This is a genomic window from Oceanitalea stevensii, from assembly GCF_014837105.1.
GTDB lineage: Bacteria > Actinomycetota > Actinomycetes > Actinomycetales > Actinomycetaceae > Oceanitalea > Oceanitalea stevensii.
The window spans coordinates 61,423-75,510 of the sequence record NZ_JACSPO010000008.1 but is presented as its reverse complement, the minus strand read 5'-3'; the positions used below and the strand labels follow the sequence as shown (position 1 = coordinate 75,510).

The 14,088-nt window shown below is 75.3% G+C and carries 13 protein-coding genes and 1 tRNA gene; 11 read left to right on the top strand and 3 right to left on the bottom strand.

Translation table 11 applies throughout. The features are described from left to right. Positions 1 to 29 precede the first annotated feature (29 nt). The 5 genes from H9624_RS12865 to H9624_RS12845 are packed head-to-tail and all read left to right on the top strand — an operon-like array spanning position 30 to position 4,077. Positions 30 to 755: a DUF4129 domain-containing protein gene (locus H9624_RS12865; protein WP_251840289.1), complete on the top strand. Its 726-nt coding sequence runs from the start codon at positions 30 to 32 to the stop codon at positions 753 to 755. Then, positions 752 to 1,204 carry a hypothetical protein gene (locus H9624_RS12860; protein ID WP_251840288.1) on the top strand — a complete coding sequence of 151 codons (453 nt, stop codon included), beginning with the start codon at positions 752 to 754 and terminating at the stop codon, positions 1,202 to 1,204. Before H9624_RS12865 ends, H9624_RS12860 begins: the two co-directional genes overlap by 4 nt. Next, a complete protein-coding gene (locus tag H9624_RS12855) occupies positions 1,197 to 2,183 on the top strand; it encodes an AAA family ATPase (RefSeq protein ID WP_251840287.1) in 987 nt (328 codons plus the stop codon). The genes H9624_RS12860 and H9624_RS12855 overlap by 8 nt, the downstream gene beginning before the upstream one ends. Further along, entirely contained in the window at positions 2,180 to 3,487 is a 1,308-nt protein-coding gene (locus tag H9624_RS12850) for a DUF58 domain-containing protein (RefSeq protein ID WP_251840286.1), read from the top strand. Before H9624_RS12855 ends, H9624_RS12850 begins: the two co-directional genes overlap by 4 nt. Next, positions 3,484 to 4,077, top strand: coding sequence for a hypothetical protein (locus H9624_RS12845; RefSeq protein WP_251840285.1), 594 nt, complete (start codon positions 3,484 to 3,486; stop codon positions 4,075 to 4,077). The genes H9624_RS12850 and H9624_RS12845 overlap by 4 nt, the downstream gene beginning before the upstream one ends. Positions 4,078 to 4,093: 16 nt before the next feature. Here the strand turns inward: H9624_RS12845 and H9624_RS12840 are convergent, their stop codons facing one another. Continuing rightward, a complete protein-coding gene (locus tag H9624_RS12840; RefSeq protein WP_251840284.1) occupies positions 4,094 to 5,653 on the bottom strand; it encodes an ABC-F family ATP-binding cassette domain-containing protein in 1,560 nt (519 codons plus the stop codon). Positions 5,654 to 5,901: 248 nt separating this feature from the next. On the opposite strand from H9624_RS12840, the gene H9624_RS12835 reads away from it, so the two are divergent. From H9624_RS12835 to H9624_RS12815, 5 genes are read left to right on the top strand one after another with little or no spacing between them, the layout of a single operon-like run. Continuing rightward, positions 5,902 to 6,408, top strand: a complete 507-nt coding sequence (locus H9624_RS12835; protein ID WP_251840283.1) for a DUF2975 domain-containing protein — start codon at positions 5,902 to 5,904, stop codon at positions 6,406 to 6,408. Further along, positions 6,409 to 6,630, top strand: coding sequence for a helix-turn-helix domain-containing protein (locus H9624_RS12830; protein ID WP_251840282.1), 222 nt, complete (start codon positions 6,409 to 6,411; stop codon positions 6,628 to 6,630). Continuing rightward, positions 6,627 to 7,751 carry an NAD(P)/FAD-dependent oxidoreductase gene (locus tag H9624_RS12825; protein WP_251840281.1) on the top strand — a complete coding sequence of 375 codons (1,125 nt, stop codon included), beginning with the start codon at positions 6,627 to 6,629 and terminating at the stop codon, positions 7,749 to 7,751. Before H9624_RS12830 ends, H9624_RS12825 begins: the two co-directional genes overlap by 4 nt. A gap of 35 nt (positions 7,752 to 7,786) precedes the next feature. Continuing rightward, the gene (locus tag H9624_RS12820; RefSeq protein ID WP_372435145.1) at positions 7,787 to 8,584 is read left to right on the top strand and encodes an alpha/beta fold hydrolase; all 798 of its coding nucleotides are present in this window, start codon (positions 7,787 to 7,789) and stop codon (positions 8,582 to 8,584) included. Further along, positions 8,581 to 10,089, top strand: a complete 1,509-nt coding sequence (locus H9624_RS12815; RefSeq protein ID WP_251840280.1) for a SpoIIE family protein phosphatase — start codon at positions 8,581 to 8,583, stop codon at positions 10,087 to 10,089. Before H9624_RS12820 ends, H9624_RS12815 begins: the two co-directional genes overlap by 4 nt. Before the next feature lie 63 nt (positions 10,090 to 10,152). On the opposite strand, the gene H9624_RS12810 is transcribed toward H9624_RS12815, so the two are convergent. Continuing rightward, positions 10,153 to 10,229: transfer RNA gene (locus H9624_RS12810), tRNA-Met, on the bottom strand. A gap of 91 nt (positions 10,230 to 10,320) precedes the next feature. Further along, positions 10,321 to 13,332: a UPF0182 family protein gene (locus H9624_RS12805; protein WP_251840279.1), complete on the bottom strand. Its 3,012-nt coding sequence runs from the start codon at positions 13,330 to 13,332 to the stop codon at positions 10,321 to 10,323. A 197-nt stretch (positions 13,333 to 13,529) separates the two neighbouring features. On the opposite strand from H9624_RS12805, the gene H9624_RS12800 reads away from it, so the two are divergent. After that, entirely contained in the window at positions 13,530 to 14,087 is a 558-nt protein-coding gene (locus H9624_RS12800; protein WP_251840278.1) for a PPA1309 family protein, read from the top strand. Position 14,088: the final 1 nt, after the last annotated feature.

The following is a 14,088-nucleotide window of genomic DNA, read 5'->3' as shown; positions in this document are numbered from 1 at the left end:
TAGGGGACCTCGGCCGATACGGTGAGGTCATGGACGGGCGGCAGGCGACGGCGCGGCCCCGTGCCCGCGGGACGGCTCACCCGCTGCTCCTGCCGCTCCTCGCGGCGCTCGTCGCGCTCGCCGTCGTCGCCGGCGCCGCCCTCGCCGGGCCGTGGCACGTCGCGCCGCGCGAGGTGGAGCTGCGCCCCGTCCCCGTCGAGCAGACGACGACCCCGCCGGCGGAGGAGGCCCAGGAGGAGCCGCCGCCGGAGACGACCGAGCGGGGCGTCCCCGTCACGCTCATCCTCGCGGCGGTCGGCCTCCTCCTCCTCGCCCTCCTGCTCCGGGCGCTCCTGCGCCGGGCGACGCTCGCCCGGGGCACCACCGGCCCGTCCCACGAACCGGCCCCCGGCACCGCCGTCGAGCCCACCGCCGTCGAGGCCGAGCCGGACCTGCCGGCCCTGCGCCGCGGCGTGGCCGCCGCCCGCGCGGTGCTCGCCTCGCGCCGGGGGCCCGACGACGCCGTGATCGCCGCCTGGCTCGAGCTCGAGGCCGCCGCCGCGAGCTCGGGCGTGGCACGCGCCCCCTCCGACACCCCCACCGAGCTCACCACCGCCGTCCTCGACGCCACGAGCGCCGACCCGGACGCCACCCGCGGCCTCCTGCGCCTCTACCACCGCGCCCGCTTCGCCCCGCACGCCGTCCTCACCGCCGAGGACGTCGCCGAGGCCGGCCGCTGCCTCGAGCGCCTCGCCGCCTCGTGGGAGCCCCGGTGAGCCGGGGCCGGGCCGCGGCCGCCGTCCTCGCGGTCGCCGCCGTCGCCGTCGCCATGTGGGGCATCGGCTTCGACGGCGTCAACATCGCCCTCGCCGCCGCGGCCACCGCCGTCGTCGCGGCGCTCGTCGGCCACCGGGACCTGGGCCGCGACCACGTCCTGCCCCAGCTGCCCGCCGAGCAGCGCGGCGGCCACCGCCACGAGGTCTCCCAGCTGTCCTGGTCGCTCACCGACCGTGACGGGCGCGTCGGCGAGCGCGGCCTGCGCCAGCTGCGGGAGGTCGCCGCCGGCCGTCTCGCCCTCGCCGGCATCGACCCCGCCGACGACGACGCCGTGCACACCCACCTCGGCGAGCGCGCCTGGCGCACCCTGCGTGCCACCACGCCCCAGCCCGTGCGGGCGCTGGACGCCTGCCTCACCGCCCTCGAGAACCGGAGCCCCCGTGACTGACCAGCCCACCTCCTCCCCCGCCCCGCTGCCCGTCGCCGAGGTCGCCGCGCTCGGTGGTGACGTGCTGCGCGAGGTGGGCACCGCCGTCGTCGGCATGGCGCAACCGCTGCGCCTGGCACTGGCGGCGGTCCTCGCGGGCGGGCACGTGCTCTTCGAGGACGTCCCGGGGCTGGGCAAGACGCTGGCGGCGCGGTCCCTGGCGACCGCGCTGGGCCTGGACTTCCGGCGGCTGCAGTGCACGCCGGACCTCCTGCCCGCGGACATCACCGGCTCCTACGTCTACGACCCGGCGACGGCGGAATTCACCTTCCGCCCCGGGCCGGTCTTCACCGGCCTCTTCCTCGCCGACGAGATCAACCGGACCGCGCCCAAGACGCAGTCGGCGCTGCTCGAGGCGATGGCCGAGCGCCAGGTGTCGGTCGAGGGGACGAGCTTCCCGCTGCCCGAGCCCTTCCACGTCATGGCCACGTCCAACCCCGTCGAGTACGAGGGGACCTACCCGCTGCCCGAGGCGCAGCTCGACCGCTTCATGGTGCGCCTGGCCGTCGGCTACCCCAGCGCGCAGGCCGAGGCGGACGTCCTGCACCGGCGGCTGGACCGGCGCCGGGAGCGCGCGGACGTCCGCCAGGTCGTCACGCCCGAGCAGCTCCTCGGCATGCAGGCGGGTGTCGAGGCCGTCGCCGTCGACCCCGACGTCGTCGCCTACTGCGTGGCCCTGGCCGCGGCCACCCGCACGCACAGCGCCGTCGAGGTCGGGGCCTCCCCGCGCGGCTCCCAGGCACTGCTCCTCGTGGGACGGGCGCTGGCCGTGCTCGACGGCCGCGACTTCGTCACCCCGGAGGACGTCAAGGCGGTGGCCGTGCCCGCGCTCGCGCACCGCCTCACCCTCACCGCGGCGGCGTGGGCGGGCGGCACGCAGCCCAGCAGCGTCGTCACCGCTCTGCTGTCCTCCGTCCCCGGCCCCGCCAGCACCCGGTGACCCGCTGGTCCCCGCTCACCCACCTCACCGCCGGGCTCCTCCTGGGGGCGGGGGTGCTGGTCGCGGGTGCGCTCAACGGGCGACCCGACGTCGCCGCGCTGGGTGTCGCGCCGCTCCTCACCGCGGTGTGGGGCTGGACCCGACGGCCGCGCGAGCCGCTGGAGGTGCAGGTGCGCGCCCCGCGGCAGCTCACCGCGAGCACCGAGCTGCGCGCCCCGGCGCTGCTGCGCGGCCCGGAGGGTGCCGTCGCGGCCCGGCTGCGCTCCTCCAGCCCGGGCACCGAGCCCGACGAGTGCCTCGTCCGCCTCCTCCCGGGCGAGGTCCGTGAGGTGGCGCTCGCGACGACGAGCGTGCGGACCGGGGAGAACCAGCTCTTCCGTCTCGACGCCGTCGGGCTCGGCAGCGGGCACGTCACCACGGGCGAGGTCCTCACGGTGGGACCGTCCTCGGTCCTCGTGCTGCCCGGGCAGCGCCCGCTGGACCGGCTGCCGCTGCCGCCACGGCTCCAGGGGCTCGTCGGCCCGCACGCCGCCCGGCGGATCGGGGACGGCGAGGAGCTCCACGACGTCAACCTCTTCACCGCCGGCGACCGGCTGCGCCGCATCGACTGGCGCACCAGCGCCCGCCGCGGGGTCCAGGACGGACGCCTGCAGGACCTCTACGTGCGCCGCACGCAGTCGACCGCGGAGGCGACGGTCGTCCTCGTCATCGACTCCCGCGACGACGTCGGACCGGACGTCGCGACCTGGGCCGGCGGCCGCGAGGTGCTCACGAGCGACGTCACCTCCCTCGACATCGCCCGTGAGGCCGCGGCGTCCCTCGCGCGGGCCTACCTCGGCCAGGGCGACCGCGTGGGCCTGGAGGACCTCGGGCTGCGACGGCGGCCCGTACGCCCCGGCGGCGGGCGCCGGCACCTCGAGCGGGTCGTGCGGCGCCTGGCGCTGTCGGCACCCGAGGGCACGCCCCGCCCCCGCGTGCGCGCGCCGCAGGTGCCCTCCGGCGCGCTCGTCGTCGTCCTGTCGACCTTCCTCGACGACGAGGCCGCGACGATGGCGCTCACCTGGCGGCACGCCGGCCACCGGGTGGTCGCGGTCGACGTGCTGCCCCCGGTGCGCGGGGCGGAGATGTCGGTGCGGCTCCTCATGGCCTACCGGATGGTCTCGCTGCAGCGCGAGGACCGGCTCACCACCCTGCGGCGCGGTGGCGTGGAGGTGGTCCGCTGGGCGGCGGACGGCCCACCGCCCAGCGGTGGGCGTGCCGAGCTCGCCACCCTCGCCCGCCGTCGCCACGGGGCACCGCGATGAGCCCGCTGCAGCGGCTGCTCCAGCGTGTGCGCGCCGTCCTCCCCCGGCCCGACGGCTCGCTCGCCGTCGGGCGCCGGCGGACGCCCCGGCGGCCACGGACGGCGCTGCGCACCGGCCCGGCCGTGCCCGCCCTCGTGCTGCGCGCGGCGCTGCTCGCGCTCGTCGCCGGTGCGGGGGCGGTCGTGGCCGGCAGCCCGACGGAGCTGGCCGTGGCGGCGGCGCTCGGCGTGGTCGTGGCGACGCGCCCGCACGCCGCGCTGCTCGCGATCACGGTCGCCGTCCTCGTGGCCATGCGCGCGCTCACGCCCGGCCCGTGGTGGGCCCTGGTGCTGCTCGCCGTGCTGAGCCACGCCGCCCTGCGCGTCGGCGCCCTCACCGACGCGGTGTCCTGGCGCGGGCGGGTGGAGGTGGCCGTCCTGCGCGACGCGCTGCCCGGGTTCCTCGCCGTCCAGGCGGTCGCGCAGGTCGCCGTGGTCCTCGCCCTCGTGCTCGACGGCGCCGCTCCCGTGCCCTGGCTCGTCGTCCTCGCCGTCGCCGGCCTGGCCGTCCTCGGCTGGGCCCTCGTCCGGGACCTCCGCGCCCGCCCGTAGGCGAGGACGGCGCTGGTCAGGTCACCCGCTCGAGGCGGCCTCCGGCCGTGAGCCGGACGACGGCGTCCAGACCCAGCCGCTGGAGGAAGGCGCCGTCGTGGCTGACGACGAGCAGCGCGCCCCGGTAGGCGCCCAGGGCGGCGACGAGCTGGTCGACGGTGGGGATGTCGAGGTCGTTCGTCGGCTCGTCGAGGACGAGCAGCTCCGGCGGTGGGTCGGTGAGCAGGACGCGGGCGAGCGCGACGCGGAAGCGCTCACCGCCGGAGAGCGTGGCGACCGCGCGGTCGACCATGTCCCCGCGCACGAGGAGCCGCGCGAGACGGTTGCGCACCTCCCCGGGGGCCAGGTGGGGCGAGGCGGCGCGCACGATGTCGAGGACGGTGGCGCCGTCGTCGAGCTCCGCGCGCTGGGGCAGGTAGCCGACGCGGACCGACAGCGTGGGCAGGAGCGAGCGCAGGAGCGTCGTCTTGCCGACGCCGTTCGCCCCGACGAGGGCGACCCGCTCGGGGCCCTGGAGGACGACGTCGCGCCCGTCGCTGCTCGGCAGCACCGCCAGCCGGCGCCCGCGGGGCACGTGCGGGTCGGGCAGGTCGACGCGCACGGCGTCGTCGTCGCGGACGGCGGCCTCGGCGAGGTCGACGGAGGCGCGCGCGGAGGCGAGGCGCGCGTCCACCGCGGTCCGACGCTCGCCCTGGGACCGCTCGGCGGCGTTGCGCCGCGCCCCCAGGACGATCGGCGGGTACTTGCCGTCGGCGCGGTCCTTACGGCCCTGCCGCTGGCTGTGTGCCATGCGCTCCTCCGCCCGGTCGCGTTCCCGCTGCTCCCGGCGCAGGGTCTGCTCGGCGGTGCGCAGCGCCTGCCGGGCCGCCTCCTGCTGGGTGGCGAGCCACTCGCGGTAGGCGCTGTAGGGGCCGCCGAAGGTGACGAGCTCACCGGCCCGCAGCTCGGCGGTGGCGTCCATGAGGTCGAGCAGGGCGAGGTCGTGGCTGACGACGACGAGCGTGCCGCGCCACCCACGCACGACCTCGTAGACCCGCTCGCGCGCGTCGCCGTCGAGGTTGTTCGTCGGCTCGTCGAGGAGGGCGACGTCCGCCCCGCGCAGCCGCACGCCCACCAGCGCCGCGAGAACGGCCTCCCCGCCGGACAGCGCGGTGACCGGGCGGTCGAGGTCCACGGGCAGGCCGAGGGTGGCGAGCGCCGCGGCGGCGCGCTCCTCGACGTCCCAGTCGGTCCCGACGGCGTCGAAGTCGGCGGGGTCCGTGGAGCCCGCCTCGATCGCCCGCAGCGCGCGGAGGGTGGTGGCGACGCCGAGGAGGTCGGCGAGGACGGTGCCCGGGACGGCGGTGAGCCGCTGCGGGAGGTGGTCGACGACGCCCCGGACGGAGACGGTGCCCCCGGTGGGGACGAGGGCGCCGGAGACCAGCCGGAGCAGCGTCGACTTGCCGGCACCGTTGGCGCCGACGAGCCCGGTGCTCCCGCGGCCGAAGGCGCCGCTGACGCCCTCCAGGGCAGGGGTGCCGTCGGGCCAGGAGAAGGAGAGGTCGTGGAGGACGACGGAGGACGAGGGGTGGGGCACGGTGAGGACCTTTCGGGGCGGCGGGACGTCGCGCCGCGCCCGTGGGGGCGTCAGCGCGCTGGCGGGGCGCTCCGCAGGTCTGTCATCGCTGGTCCTCTCGTCCGTCCCTCTCGCGCGGGGCACTCCGCGGGGACCCGCACAGCCTGCGCCGCCGGGGCCGCTCGGGGCAACCGAATTACTCACCCCCCTTGCCAGCACCTATCGAGTCTCGATAGATTCCCATCGTCGCTCGATTCAAGGAGGCCTCCATGGGCAGGTACGCCGTCCGCGTGCTCCAGCTCGTCATCGCCGTCGCACTGCTCGGGTCCGTCGTCGTCCAGGCGGTCCTGCTGCCGCTGCTGTGGGTCGATCTCGACGGCCTGGCCACCGCCCCCCGGGTGGCCTTCGCCGCCAGCCTCCTCCTCGGGGTCGCGTGCCTCCAGGTCATCGCCGTGTGCATCCTGCGCCTGCTGGGGATGGTGCGCCGTGGCACCGTCTTCTCCACGGGCGCGTTCCGCTACGTCGACGTCGTCATCGGCGCCATCGCGGCGGCGTCGGTGCTCATCCTCGCCGTCGCGGTGACCTTCGCCGTCGTCAACCGCACGACGCCCGGGGACGAGGTCGCGCCCGGCGTCGTCGGGTTCATCTGCGGCATCGCGCTCGTCGTCGGCGGCGTGGCGCTCGTCGTCTACGTCATGCGGACGCTGCTCGTCCAGGCGGTCGAGACCGCCGCCCGCGCCGAGCACCTGCGCTCCGAGCTCGACGAGGTGATCTAGGTGCCCATCGTCGTCGACATCGACGTCATGCTCGCCCGCCGGAAGATGTCGGTCGGGACGCTGGCCGAGCGGGTGGGCATCACGCCCGCGAACCTCGCGGTGCTCAAGAACGGCCGCGCCAAGGCCGTCCGCTTCACCACCCTCGAGGCGCTGTGCGAGGCGCTCGAGTGCCAGCCGGGCGACCTGCTGCGCTGGGAGCCGGACGGGACGCCGGCGCCGTGAGCGCCGCGTGGGACACCGACGTCCTCGTCGTCGGTGCGGGTCTCGCGGGGCTGCACGTGGCCGCGCTGCTCGCCGGACGCGGGCACGCGGTGAGTGTCGTCGACAAGCGCACCGACCTCGGCCGGGCGGTCCGCACCACCGGCATCTTCGTGCGCCGCACCCTGGACGACTTCGCGCTCCCCGAGGACCGCCTCGGACCGCCGATCCGGCGGGTGGCGCTCTACCCGCCGAGCCTGCGCCGGCCCGTCGTCCTGGACAGCGACCGTGACGAGTTCCGTGTCGGGGACATGCCCGGGCTCTACGCGGCCTTCACCGACCGGGCCCGGGAGGCCGGCGCCCGGGTCCTCCTCGGCACCCGCTACGCCGGGTACGCCGACGGCGCGGCGCAGCTCGTGGGCAGCGACGGCGCACCGTCCGTGGCCCACGCACGGTTCGTCGTCGGGGCCGACGGCGCCCGTTCCCGGGTGGCGCGCGACCTGCACCTGGACCGCAACGAGCGACTTCTCGTCGGCGCCGAGGAGGTGTTCGCGAGCGCGGGCACCGAGGTGCCGGCCTTCCACTGCGTCCTGCACCCCCGGCTCGCCCCGGGCTACCTCGGCTGGGTCGTCGACGACGGCGAGCACGTCCACCTCGGCACCGCCGGCTACGGCTCCCGCTACCCCGACGGCGTGTGGCGCGCGATGCGCGACCTCGCGGCCGTGGCGCCCGGCCTGCCGTCCCGCCCGGACGCCGTCGAGCGCCGCGGCGGCCCCATCCCGGTGGGCGGGCTGCTGCGGCGCATCAGCTCCCCGCGCGGGCTGCTCGTCGGGGACGCCGCCGGGGCCGTGTCCCCACTGACGGCCGGCGGCCTGGACCCGTGCCTGCGCCTGTCCGAGCACGCCGCGGACGCCCTCGACGACGCCCTGACGAGCGGTGACGCCGGGGCCCTGCGCTCCTACGACGGCGCCGCGCTGCGCCGGCGGTTCCGCGGGCGGGTGGCGATGCGGCGCGCCATGGGCCTCGTGCGCTCCCCGGGCGCCATGGAGGCGACCTTCGCGGCCCTGCGCACCCCGCCGGGGCAGCGCGCGGCCCGGAGCATCTTCTTCGCCGACCGGTCCTTCCCGCTGCCCGCCCCGGTCTGATCCAGGGCGGGCCGCCGTGCCGTAATGTCGGCCTCGTGGATGTCCTCGAGCGGAACAACGTCCGGGTGAGCGGCACGGCAGACGGCCCCACCATGGTGCTGGCGCACGGCTTCGGCTGCGACCAGCAGATGTGGCGCCTCGTCGTCCCTCACTTCGAGGCGACGCACCGGGTGGCGCTCTTCGACCACGTCGGCGCCGGCGGCTCCGACGCGTCCGCCTACGACGCCGCCCGGCACGCCCGCCTCGAGGGCTACGCGCAGGACGTCGTCGAGATCATCGACGCCCTCGACGCCGGGCCCGTCGTCCTCGTCGGCCACTCCGTGAGCGCGATGATCGGCCTCCTCGCCGCCCGCGAGCGGCCCGAGCTCGTCGACCGGCTCGTCCTCGTGGGTCCCAGCCCCCGCTACATCGACGACGGCGACTACCGCGGCGGCTTCAGCCAGGAGGAGATCGACGAGCTCCTCGAGACGATGGACGACAACTACCTCGGCTGGTCGGCCCACATCGCCCCGGTCATCATGGGCGTGCCCGACCGCCCCGAGCTCGGTGAGGAGCTCACGTCGAGGTTCTGCCGCACCGACCCCACCCTCGCGCGCCGCTTCGCCCGCACGACCTTCCTCTCCGACAACCGGGCGGACCTGCCGGAGGTCACGACCCCGGCGCTCGTCGTCCAGTGCCGCGAGGACGTCATCGCGCCCATGGAGGTGGGCGAGTACGTCCGCGACCACCTGCCGAACAGCGACTTCACCGTCCTCGACGCCGTGGGGCACTGCCCGAACCTCAGCGCCCCGGACCAGCTGGTCGCGGCGATGAAGGCGTACCTGTCGGCGTGAACGACCGCGCTGCCGCCTGGGACGAGGCACCGAGCGGCCTGCTCGTCCTGGCCGACGACGGCACGGTCCTCGACGCCAACGCGACCTTCCTCCAGTGGGTCGGGCGGCCCGCGGCCGAGGTGCTCGGGCGGGTGCGCCTGAGCCAGCTCCTCTCGGTGGGCGGGCGGATCTACTGGGAGACCCACCTGTCCCCGCTGCTGCACGTCGAGGGCCGGGCCGAGGAGGTGGCGCTCGAGCTGCGCGGCCCGGGCGGCCGCGTCCCCGTGCTCATGACCGCCGTCGTGGCCCCCGACGGCCGCGTGCGGGTCTCCGTCTCCAGCGCGCGGGACCGCTCCCGCTACGAGCGCGAGCTGCTGGCCGCGCGGAAGGACGCCGAGTCCGCCGCCGAGCGCACGCGGGTCCTCCAGGACGTCACCGCCGCCCTCTCGGCCGCGGTCGGCCGGGACGGGGTGGCCGCTGCCCTGCTGCGCACCACGCCCTCCCTCGCCGCGCGCGCGGCGACGTGCTGGCTCACCGACCCCGCGGGCAGGCTGGTCCCCCACTCGGCCACGGGCGAGGAGGCCGGCAGCACCGGGCCCCTGCCCGCGCGTTCGTGGCCGCGCGCCGCGGTCGTCGCCGACGGCCGTGTCCTCGTCCCGCTCCACGGGCAGTCGGGGCTGCACGGGGTGCTGTCCCTCCTGCCCGACGACGGCGCGGGCGCCGAGCCGCCGGACCTCGCCGTGCTCACCGCCGTCGGCCAGCAGGCGGGCGCCGCCCTGGACCGGGCGGGTCTCTTCGACCGCAGCGCCGCGATCGCCCACCAGCTCCAGCAGGCGCTCCTCACCGCTCCCCTGCCGCAGGACGCGCGCGTGGACGTGACGACGGCGTACCGCCCGGGCGTGGAGTCCCTCGAGGTGGGCGGGGACTGGCACGACGCCTTCCACCTCGACGACGACGTCCTGGGGGTCGCCATCGGCGACGTCGTGGGCCGCGGGCTGGACGCCGCCATCGCCATGGGGCAGCTGCGCAGCGCCGTCCGGGCGCTCGCCGGTCCCGACGTGGGCCCCGCCCGGGTGCTCGGCGCCCTGGACACCTTCGTCCAGCGCGTCCCGGACTCCACCTCCGCCACCGTCCTCTACGGCGAGCTCGACCTGCGCACCGGGCGCTTCCGCTTCGCCTGCGCCGGCCACCTGCCGCCGCTGCTCCTCGAGCGCGACGGCACGCCCCGGCTCGTGTGGGACGGGCGCTCCACGCCCCTAGGACTCAACGTGCCCGGCAGCGAGCGCCCGGAGGCGGCCGTGGACCTCGTGCCCGGTGACCGGCTGCTCCTGTACACCGACGGACTCGTGGAGCGGCGCGACCGTCCGCTGCCCACCCGCCTCGACGAGCTCGTCGCCGTGGGCGCGCGGAGCCGGGCGCTCGAGCCGGGCGCGGCGGTGCGCTCGGTGACCGAGCGGATGCTCCCTGCCGGGGAGGGCCACGACGACGTCTGCCTGCTCCTGCTCACCTGGCTCGGCGCCGCCTGACCGGCCGGCGCCGGGCGCCCGGGGAACGCAGAAGGCCCGGACCTGATGGGCGGGGCCTTCTCCTGGTAGCGGGGGCAGGATTTGAACCTGCGACCTCCGGGTTATGAGCCCGGCGAGCTACCGAACTGCTCCACCCCGCGTCGGTAGTCACCACCCTACGCGGCGGCGACCCCCGGTGGCAATCCGGCGGGCAGTGAGGTGACTCACCACCCGCCGGACTACCGGGCCGGGTCAGCCTCCGCCGTCGTCGCCGCCCTCGGGCGGTGTGCCGTCGGCGGGCGCCTCGCCCTCACCGTCGGCCGGCGGTGTCGCGCCGTCCTCGGGCGCAGGGACCTCGCCCGCCGCGGCGGCGTCGAGCTCCTGCTGGGCCTCGGCCGCCTCCGCGAGCGCGGCCTGGAGGCGGGACTGCGCCTCGCCGTAGGTCGTCCAGTCACCCTCGGTGAGGGCCGCCTGGCCGTCCTGGAGGGCCTGGTTCGCGTCGGCCAGCGCCTGGGTGAGGCGCTCCTGCGCCGCGGCGTCGACCTCCGTGGTGCCCTCGGGCGTCTCCCCCTCGGGTGCCTCGCCGTCGGGGGTCTCGTCGACGACGTCGGCGTCCCCGCCCTCGGCACCCGAGTCACCACCGAAGACCTGGTCGAGCGCCTCGGTGAGCGTCGGCGCGAAGCCGATCTCGTCACCGAAGGCGACGAGCACGTACTGCAGGAGCGGGTACTGCGTGCCGGCCGAGGCCTGGACGTAGACCGGCTGCACGTAGAGCAGGCCGCCGCCCACCGGGACGGTGAGGAGGTTGCCGTGCAGCACCTGCGAGCCACCCTGCTGGAGCAGGTTGAGCTCGGTGGAGATCGTCGGGTTGGAGTTGAAGGTGTTCTGCACCTGGCCCGGGCCGGGCACCGTGACGTCCGAGGGCAGCTCGAGGAGCCGCAGCTGCCCGAAGCCCTCTCTCACCTCACCCGCGGTGTTGCCGGTCTCCGAGTCCACCGCGAGGAAGCCGGTGAGGATGTTGCGGTCGGTCTGGCCACCCGGGATGAAGCTCGAGGTGAGCGAGAACTCCGCGGTGTCCTGCCCCGGCATCTGCATCGTGAGGTAGTACGGCGGCTGCGGGACACCCTCGCCCGCGGTGGGGTCGTTGGGGATGTTCCAGAAGTTTCCACCGGAGTAGAAGGAGGCCGCGTCCGTCACGTGGTAGCGGCTGAGCAGCTCGCGCTGGACCTTGAAGAGGTCCTCGGGGTAGCGCAGGTGGCTCATGAGGTCGCCGCTGATCTCCGCCCGCGGGGAGATGTGGTCGGGGAAGACGTTCTGCCAGGTCTGGAGGATCGGGTCCTCCTCGTCCCACTCGTAGAGCGTCACCTCGCCGTCGTAGGCGTTGACGACCGCCTTGACGGAGTTGCGGATGTAGTTGACCTCCTCCGGCGCGGGGCCGACGACGACGCCACCGAGCTCGTCGGTCAGCGCGTCGGTCGTCGCGTCCTCGAGGGACTCACGGGCCGAGTAGGGGTACTCGTTCGTCGTCGTGTAGCCGTCGACGATCCACACGAGCTCCTTGGGGGTCGACTCGTCCCCGTCCATGTCGACGATCGCGGGGTAGGCGCGCGCGTCGAGGGTGAGGTAGGGCGCGACCTTCTGGACGCGCTCGTGCGGGTCGCGGTCGTAGAGGATCTGCGACTCGGAGTTCACGCGGTCGGAGAACAGGATCTGCTCCGAGCCCATGCGGATCGCGTAGAGCAGCTGGTTCCAGAAGCTGCCCAGGCTCGGCCCGCCGTTCCCCTCGTAGGTGGTGTTGACCTGGCCCTGGTCGGCGTCGTCGTTCGGGTAGTCCAGCTCCCACGGCTCGGTACCCTCGGGGGCGCCGACGATCGAGTAGCTCGGGGTGTTCTGCCCGAAGTAGACCCGCTCCTCGTACTCGCCGAGCTCACCGACGCTCGGGATCCCGTACTCGAAGAAGGCCGGCTGGCCGTCCCCGGCGACGGTGTTGCCGTACGCGGCGACCGCGCCGAAGCCGTGGGTGTAGACCGTGTGGTCGTTGACCCAGGTGCGCTGGTCGTTGCCCAGGCCGTCCTGGTTGAGCTCACGGATCGCGATGACCGTGTCGCGCTTCTCGCCGTCGATCTCGTAGCGGTCCACGGCCAGCGTCGGGGCGAAGTCGTAGTACTGCCGGTTCTGCTGGAGCTGGCGGAAGGTGGGGCTGACGATGTTCGGGTCGAGGAGCCGGATGCTGGCGGTGGACTCGGAGTCGTTGCGCAGCTGGCCGGCCTCGGCCTCGGTGACGGCGTCGTAGGTCTGGGTCTCGACGTCGTCCAGGCCGTACGCGACGAGCGTCGCGTCGATGTTGCGCTGGATGAACGGCGACTCCGCCTCGACGGCGTTGGGCGTCACCTGGAAGCGCTGGACGACGGCGGGGTAGATCCCGCCGATGACGACGCCGGAGACGATCATGACGCCGACGCCCGCGGCCGGCAGCAGCCAGCTCCCGCGGAAGGCGGCGACGATGAAGAGGATCGCGATGATGACCGCGATGACGGCGAGGATCTCGCGGCCCGGCAGGTTGGCGTTGATGTCGGCGTAGGACGCACCGGCGAAGCGGTCGTTCTGGCCGACGAGCAGCGAGTAGCGGTCCAGCCAGTAGTTCGCCCCGATGAGGAGGACGAAGACGGCGGCCATGACCGACAGCTGGACCCGCGCCGCGCGCGTCACCCGCTGGGGACGGCCGGCGAGCTGGATGCCGCCGTAGAGGTAGTGCGTGACGAGCGAGGCGACCAGCGCGATGAGGACGACCGTCATGAGGAAGGAGACGAGCGTGCGCAGGACCGGCAGGGTGAAGACGAAGAAACCGACGTCGATGCCGAACTCCGGGTCGGTGGTGCCGAAGGGCTCGCGGTTGAGCCACATGAGCACCGAGCGCCAGTTCCCGCTCGCGGAGATGCCCGAGAAGATGCCCAGCACGATCGGGGCGCCGATCATCACGAGGCGGCGCAGCGGCTCCACGCTCTCGCGGTAGCGGTCGAGGTTCTGCTGCTCAGGGGTGACCGGCGCGTAGATGGGACGCGAGCGGTAGGCCAGGCGCAGCCCGAGCCAGACGGACACGCCCATGACGAGGAAGCCGATGGCGAAGAGCACCGCACGGGTGATCCACTCCCGCCACAGGACCTCCTCGAAGTCCAGGTGCGAGAACCACAGCACCTCCGTCCAGAACTGGGCGGTGATCATGAGGATCGCCGCGAGGACCGCGAGGACGACGAGCGTGGGCACGAGTGCGCCTCGTCGTCGGCCTCCGGCGGGCCGCGGTGGTCGTGGGACGGAAGAGGTCGTCACGTGGTGGCACCTTCGGTCGTGGAGCTGTCGGGAGGCGGCGTGGGTCGCCCCTGCCGGGACAACGCGCCGCCCACCCTCTAGGTTCCCACATGCGCCGCTCGCCTCCCCGTCCTCAGGTGCGCGATCATGGGCCCATGACGGCTTCCCCCACCGAACCCAGCCCCCGCCAGCACGCCCTCGCCGAGGCGGTCCGCGACATCGAGCGTCACGTCGGCTCGCTCGGCTGGGACTCCCCCGTGCTCGTCTTCTCCCTCGTGCGCACGGCCGCGGCGCTGGCGGTCAACCCCGCGCTCGCCGGCGAGCTGCCCGACGGCGCCGAGGAGTCGGCGCGGCTGGACCCCGAGCACCTGCTGTCCATCGAGCAGGACGGCCTCCCGCAGGCCGACACCCTCGAGGAGCTCCTCGCCCAGCTCGGCTGGCCCGAGGAGGTCGACGGCGCCGCGATCGTCGTCGAGCGCATCGTCGTGCCGCCGGAGGCGGAGACGGACATGCCGCGGGACCCCGACGCGGCCGTCGCCTACCTCGAGGCGCACCCCGACCGGCAGGACGTGCGGATCGTCGCCGGGGTGCTGCGCACCGGGGAGTCCTGGTGCGCGCTGCGCTCCCGTGCGCACGACTCCGACGACGCCGTGGGCGGCTCCCCCGACGCCGTGCCCGGGCTCGTCGAGGCGCTGCGCGCGACCTTCGCCTAGC

Bases quoted from the DNA above. Each gene is read 5' to 3' on its own strand.
- H9624_RS12835 (WP_251840283.1), top strand. From the start codon at position 5,902: ATGGGCAGGTACGCCGTCCGCGTGCTCCAGCTCGTCATCGCCGTCGCA.
- H9624_RS12800 (WP_251840278.1), top strand. From the start codon at position 13,530: ATGACGGCTTCCCCCACCGAACCCAGCCCCCGCCAGCACGCCCTCGCC.
- H9624_RS12845 (WP_251840285.1), top strand. From the start codon at position 3,484: ATGAGCCCGCTGCAGCGGCTGCTCCAGCGTGTGCGCGCCGTCCTCCCC.
- H9624_RS12865 (WP_251840289.1), top strand. From the start codon at position 30: ATGGACGGGCGGCAGGCGACGGCGCGGCCCCGTGCCCGCGGGACGGCT.